This window comes from Lentilactobacillus kosonis, from assembly GCF_003864335.1.
GTDB classification, from domain to species: Bacteria; Bacillota; Bacilli; order Lactobacillales; family Lactobacillaceae; genus Lentilactobacillus; species Lentilactobacillus kosonis.
Map to the genome: position 1 here is coordinate 89,697 of NZ_BEXA01000006.1, position 6,113 is coordinate 95,809.

6 protein-coding genes, 1 tRNA gene and 1 pseudogene are annotated in these 6,113 nt (G+C 37.9%); 6 read left to right on the plus strand and 2 right to left on the minus strand.

Annotation, left to right across the window (positions count from 1 at the left end; all coding sequences use genetic code 11):
- The first annotated feature begins 15 nt into the window (after positions 1–15).
- The 5 genes from rnz to NBRC111893_RS09320 all read left to right on the plus strand — a co-directional run bounded on the left by rnz (position 16) and on the right by NBRC111893_RS09320 (position 4,592).
- Positions 16–951 (plus strand): ribonuclease Z, encoded by a 936-nt coding sequence (gene rnz / locus NBRC111893_RS09300; protein ID WP_125008864.1) that lies wholly within the window; start codon positions 16–18, stop codon positions 949–951.
- A gap of 26 nt (positions 952–977) precedes the next feature.
- A complete protein-coding gene (locus NBRC111893_RS09305; RefSeq protein ID WP_125008865.1) occupies positions 978–1,379 on the plus strand; it encodes a lipopolysaccharide assembly protein LapA domain-containing protein in 402 nt (133 codons plus the stop codon).
- 23 nt (positions 1,380–1,402) lie between these two features.
- Entirely contained in the window at positions 1,403–3,763 is a 2,361-nt protein-coding gene (gene recJ, locus NBRC111893_RS09310) for a single-stranded-DNA-specific exonuclease RecJ (protein WP_125008866.1), read from the plus strand.
- On the plus strand, positions 3,753–4,271 hold the full coding sequence (locus tag NBRC111893_RS09315) for an adenine phosphoribosyltransferase (protein WP_125008867.1): 519 nt from the start codon (positions 3,753–3,755) through the stop codon (positions 4,269–4,271). Before recJ ends, NBRC111893_RS09315 begins: the two co-directional genes overlap by 11 nt.
- 93 nt (positions 4,272–4,364) lie before the next feature.
- Positions 4,365–4,592, plus strand: a complete 228-nt coding sequence (locus tag NBRC111893_RS09320; protein WP_125008868.1) for a hypothetical protein — start codon at positions 4,365–4,367, stop codon at positions 4,590–4,592.
- A 54-nt stretch (positions 4,593–4,646) separates the two neighbouring features.
- On the opposite strand, the gene NBRC111893_RS09325 is transcribed toward NBRC111893_RS09320, so the two are convergent.
- Positions 4,647–4,735, minus strand: a tRNA-Ser gene (locus tag NBRC111893_RS09325).
- Positions 4,736–4,792: 57 nt separating this feature from the next.
- A pseudogene (locus NBRC111893_RS09330) lies at positions 4,793–5,433 on the minus strand (VTT domain-containing protein).
- Positions 5,434–5,586: 153 nt separating this feature from the next.
- Here NBRC111893_RS09330 and NBRC111893_RS09335 point away from each other — a divergent pair.
- Positions 5,587–5,967, plus strand: a complete 381-nt coding sequence (locus NBRC111893_RS09335; protein WP_125008869.1) for a CvfD/Ygs/GSP13 family RNA-binding post-transcriptional regulator — start codon at positions 5,587–5,589, stop codon at positions 5,965–5,967.
- The last annotated feature ends 146 nt before the right edge of the window (positions 5,968–6,113 follow it).

Below are 6,113 nucleotides of genomic sequence, written 5' to 3' on the forward strand. Positions count from 1 at the left end.
AAGGAAAAATAAATTATGCAAATTGAATTTTTAGGAACTGGAGCCGGTTCTCCAGGAAAGTTTCGTAACGTTTCAAGTTTAGCGCTTAGATTATTAGATGAAATTAATGCTGTATGGTTATTTGATGTGGGAGAAGGAACTCAACACCAAATCTTGAGATCTACTATTCGACCTCGGAAAATTGAAAAAATTTTTATTACTCATCTTCATGGCGATCATATTTTTGGCTTGCCAGGCTTATTAAGTAGTCGATCAAATCAAGGTGGTGAGAGCGACCTAGATATCTATGGTCCAAAAGGAATTAAGCAATTTGTTGATGTCAGTTTGCGAGTCTCTGGAACCAGACTTTCTTATAAATTGCGTTATCATGAACTTGAGGCAAATGCTGAAGGATTAATCTTTGAAGATAATAAGTTTTCAGTATATGTTGCCCCATTAGATCACAGAATCGAAAGTTTTGGTTATCGAGTCGTTGAACATGATCATCCAGGCGAGTTGATGGTTGATAAGCTAAAAGAACTAAATATTCCATCTGGGCCGGTTTATGGCCGTATAAAAAATGGTGAGACAGTTACTTTAAAGGATGGTCGGGTTATTGATGGTAGTAAGATGATTGGCCCTGCCCAACCAGGCAGAACCGTTGCAATCTTAGGGGACACCCGCCAAACAAACAATGCCATTAAGTTAGCAGAGTCCGCAGATGTCTTAGTTCACGAAAGCACCTTTGGCAAAGGTGAGAATAAGCTAGCCCGTAACTACTATCATTCCACTAACATTCAGGCAGCTAATATTGCTAAAAGCGCTGGTGCGAAGAAATTATTATTAAATCATATTTCTGCTCGCTATACAGGAAAAATGGCTCATGAGCTAGAAAAACAAGCACAAACAGTATTTGCGGATACTAAAGTGGTTCGGGATTTTGATGTGATTGACGTTCCGTTCAATAAGTAACATCAGTAGTTTTAGGGGGAGATAAAATGAAGAAGCAAATAGGGACAATTGTTGGCATCATCTTAATTATTATTGTGGCGATTTTCTCATTGATGAACTTAAATTCGGTCGAAGTTAACTTTGGATTTGCTAGAGTTCAGTCACCACTAATACTTTTGATTTTAATTTCACTTTTATTAGGGTCACTGATTATCTTTACATTTTCTTCAACACAGACGGTTAAGAAGAATCGTCAAATGAAGCGCTTCGAAAAGTTGAGTGATGCTAAACAGTCTGAATTATCAAACCAGATCCAAGATTTAAAGAAAAGCTTAAAAATGATGGAAACTCGGTTGAAAAATTCTACAGGAAAGCAAACAATTGGCGAGAAAGACCAGCAAATTACGGAACTTGAAAGGCAAATTGAGAAGCTAAACCAGAATTTGTAATTATAAGTTAAGGTAGATAATTAATGATTAATTCTAAGTACAATTGGCAAGTTGCAACCAAGCAATCAAATCCACAGTTAGTTACTCAATTTGTAGACCAACTAGGGGTTAGTGAATTAATTGCTAACATCTTGATTGCGAAGGGCATTGATAGTATTGATGATGCCAAGCATTTTTTAACTCCAGATATTAATGATTTACATGATCCATATTTACTGCCAGACATGCAAAAGGCGGTAGAAAGGATTCAAACAGCAATTGCGAATGCTGAACAGATTACGGTGTATGGCGATTATGACGCTGACGGCATCACGAGTACTACTATTATGTCGGAAGCGATTGAAGACTTGGGTGGGAATGTGGATGTATATGTTCCTAACCGGTTTACAGATGGATATGGACCAAATAATCAGGCGTTTGAAACTATCATTAATGGTGGGACTACTCTAATGATTACGGTTGATAATGGGGTGGCCGGAAATGAGTCAATAGATCTGGCCAATAAATTAGGTTGTGATGTGATTGTTACTGATCATCATGACCTACCTGAAGTATTGCCTAATGCTTATGCTATTGTGCATCCACGAGTAGCAGCCGCAGATGGCAAGCTGTATCCATTTGGGATGTTATCTGGAGCCGGGGTTGCCTTTAAAGTTGCAACTGCGCTGTTAGAAGAGGTTCCATACGATTTATTGGATATTGCTGCCATCGGGACAGTGGCCGACGTTGTGTCGTTAACCGATGAGAACCGAGTGATCGTTTCGTTCGGGATACAAGCGATTCAAAATACCCAGCGTCCAGGGTTACTAGCACTGTTAAAGCAAGCTAAGGTAAATCTTGGGACATTTAATGAACAAGATATTGGTTTTGCATTAGCACCACGTTTGAATTCTTTAGGGAGAATGGGTGACGCAAGGGTTGGTGTTGACCTGTTGCATACATTCGATGAGGAAGAGGCTCAAGAAATTGCTAACTTTGCTGATCACCAAAACGATGAGCGCAAAAAATTAGTTGATGAATTCTTTGCAAAATCTGTCGATATGATTGAAGCCGACGAAGAACATCGAGATGCCTCAGTTACGGTTGTTGTGGGCGAAGGATGGCATCAGGGGGTACTAGGGATTGTTGCTAGCAGGTTAGTCGATCAGTACCAGCGCCCAGCAATTGTTTTAACCACATTAGTTGATTCAAAAGAGGTTAAGGGATCAGGGAGAAGTATCTCTAATTTTGATTTATTTGCAGCAATTGATCCAATTCGTGAACAAATGATTGGTTTCGGTGGTCACCATTCAGCAGTTGGCTTAACAATGTCAGCCGATCGAGTTTCAATATTAAGAGAGCAATTAGGCAAAGCTGCCCAGGAGCAACGGTTGGATTTAACATCCAAACCCACTAAAATTATCACAGCGAAAGTTAATATTGATGGGGTTACCGATGCTTTTTATCAGGACTTACGTAAATTAGCTCCATTTGGTGAAGACAATCTTGAACCAATTTTTGAATTTAATTTTAATGAAGTGGTTGAAGTTAAACGAATTGGGCAGGATTCATCACATCTTAAATTTGCAATTAAAGGGAATCAAAATCAGATAGCGGCCATTGCTTTTAAACTTGGCCATTATGCTGAGGAACTTGCAAATCAAACATGTACTACAAAAATTATTGGTGAACTAGGTGCTAATACTTGGCGTAACCGAACTAATCTGCAGATTATGGTGGAAGATATTGATCAAATTATGCCGCCAATTGTTGATTTAAGGACTAATCAATTGCACACTAAGATGTTCACTAACTCTGGGACGTATGTCTTTTTCCACGATTCTATCAAACGTCAGTTAGCATCAGTGGTGCCTGAATCTGGGGATGCGTATTTGTTTACAGATTTAGTTAATCAAAATACTCATTCAAATACGTTGTTTGTTGTCGACTGTCCAGATACAGTTGATGATTTAAAGGCAGTTTTAGAAAGTACAAGGCCCACTACGACCATCTTTTATTTATATAAAAAACAGATGGTTTCAAAAATAGGGATGCCAGAAAGACAATCTTATGCTAAACTATTTAAGTTCGTTTCAAGTCATCGAGATTTTGACATAGTTAATCAATTAAACCAGGCTGCTCAGGGCTTAAAGCTAGATAAGCGGTCATTAGCGTTTATGATTAAGGTGTTTTTGGAACTGGGATTTGTTTCACGGTCTGGGAATGTTATTAAACTAAATCCCAATCCTGAGAGCAAGCAGCTACAAATGGCGCCTAGTTATCAACTCCGTGAAAAGCAGATTGACGCAGAACAACACCTATTGTTAGCAAACACAAGTGAATTAGTCAGTTTCGTTTCGCAATATTTAGAAACTGATGAAAGGAAGAAATTAAATGGCAATTGATTTTACACAGTATATAGCTTCTTACGAAAACTACCCTGAACCTGGAGTGCTCTTTAGAGATATTTCTCCACTGCTTGAAAACGGGGATGCTTATAAAGCTGCTACCAATGAAATCGTCAAGTTTGCTCGTGAACGTGACGTCGACATGGTTGTTGGACCAGAAGCTCGGGGATTTATTGTAGGTTGTCCTGTAGCTAATGAACTTGGAATTGGTTTTTCACCTGCTCGTAAGCAAGATAAGTTACCTGGTGAAGTAATTACTGCAAGTTATGATCTTGAGTATGGCCAAGCTAGCCTTTGCTTACGTAAAGATGCGATTAAGAAGGGCCAACGTGTGTTGGTTACCGATGATTTGCTGGCAACTGGTGGAACCATTGATGCTACTATTAGAATGGTTGAAGAACTTGGTGGGATCGTCGTTGGAACTGCATTTATTATTGAACTAAAAGATTTAAAAGGTCGCGACAAGATCGCAGACTATGACATTTTAAGCTTGGTTACTTATTAATTAAGCTAAAAAGCACTCGAGTGAGTGCTTTTTTTATGCAAAAATTACCAATGTGGTATTATTTTGGTATAAGAGTAAGGGGAGGCGTACATCGTGGAACTAACAGAAACAGATTATAATATTTTAAAGGCAATTCAGTCAGGTAGAGTGGAATCGGGAACTAGTCCAAGCCATTTTGTCGATTATTGTGATAATGTAATTGGCGGTGATCCGCGCCCATTGATTGCAGAAGGGTACATTAACGCTGATCGATTTATAAATGGTTTAACTGATAAGGGTACGCAAGCTATCGCAGATTATGAAAAAGCACATAGCAAGTAATTTTGACATAAAAAAACGGGCTAGCCAATGAGACTAGTCCGTTTTTTATTTTTAAGGTGAGTACAGGAATTGAACCTGCGCGCCCGTTCAACACGGGTTCGCCGGATTTCGAGTCCGGTGCATTACCACTCTGCCAACTCACCACAACAACCATAATTATATCAATCTGAGTTATGGTTGTAAATCGTAATTTGATAAATTTAGGAATTTGATAACTTACTTTTTATAAATCCGAACACAGCCGGAATTAGAGAAACCAATACAATTCCAATTACTACCATTGAGAAATGTTCTTTAACAAATGGAATATTACCAAAGAAATGACCACCGCCACAGCAAATAATTACCCAAGTAATGCAAGCGGGGATATTATATTTGGCAAATCTTTGGTAGGAAAATTGGATGTTGCAGCAACAAATGGTACTAGTGTGCGGATGATTGGCATGAATCTAGCTAAGAAGATCGCCCATGCCCCATACTTATCAAAAAAGTTGCGGGCATTTTGAAGATTCTTCTCTTTAATGAACCTTCCCAACACAGGATGCTTAGGAATCAATTCGCCAAATTTTCTTCCAAGATAGAAATTTAGTGAGTCCCCACAAATTGAAGCAACTAAGAACAGGAATACGAATCCCCAAGGATGGAGTCCATAATCTGGATTAGCAGCTAAAGCTGAAGCAGCGAACAATAACGAATCACCAGGTAAGAATGGAAGAATTACAGCCCCAGTCTCAATGAAGATAACTGCAAACAGTATTAGGTAAGTCCAGTTACCAAAAGTTGTGACAATGTTTACTAGATGATTATCGATGTGGAGAACAAAATCGATTAATGTACTCAAAAAATCAGTCCCTTTAATGTTTAGTTACTATAATACCAAAAACCGTTGGAATAAAATTAAAATGGCGTAGTGTTTATAAAAAAGTAAACTTTTGGCATTGGACACTTAGTATGAAAGCAAGTAAAATGTTTTTAAGTTAGGAGGCGATGTTTAATGAAACCAAAAGTCGGTATGATTATGCAAGTTAAGGTTACAGGAGTTCAATCTTATGGTGCATTTGTAGATATCATGGGTGAGTATCGAGGCTTAATTCATATTTCTGAATGCAGAGAAGGATATGTAACTGATATTCATGACTTGTTTTCAATTGGGGATGTTGTTGAAGCAGTTATTATCGATATTGATGAATATACTGGACGAATTAGTTTATCTACTAGGGTTAATAACGTTGATTTTAAGGTATTAGATCAACATTTACGGCCAAATCGCCAGTCTCAGAATTATTGGACTAACTATCATTTAAACTCGGGTTTTGCACCAATTGAGGCAAGTCGTAAATCATGGTTACGGGATGCCCGAAAGAAATTTGAATAAATTTTCAAAAATAGGCTTGACCGATGCGCTGATACTTGGTAAACTTATTTTCGTTGCTTAATTAGTAACGCAAAAGAAACACCAAACAAATCAAACAAAATTTAAAAATTAATTTCAAATTTGTTCTTGATTTTAAATTCAAAACC

Bases quoted from the DNA above. Each gene is read 5' to 3' on its own strand.
- rnz (WP_125008864.1), top strand. From the start codon at position 16: ATGCAAATTGAATTTTTAGGAACTGGAGCCGGTTCTCCAGGAAAGTTT.
- NBRC111893_RS09305 (WP_125008865.1), top strand. From the start codon at position 978: ATGAAGAAGCAAATAGGGACAATTGTTGGCATCATCTTAATTATTATT.
- recJ (WP_125008866.1), top strand. From the start codon at position 1,403: ATGATTAATTCTAAGTACAATTGGCAAGTTGCAACCAAGCAATCAAAT.
- NBRC111893_RS09315 (WP_125008867.1), top strand. From the start codon at position 3,753: ATGGCAATTGATTTTACACAGTATATAGCTTCTTACGAAAACTACCCT.
- NBRC111893_RS09335 (WP_125008869.1), top strand. From the start codon at position 5,587: ATGAAACCAAAAGTCGGTATGATTATGCAAGTTAAGGTTACAGGAGTT.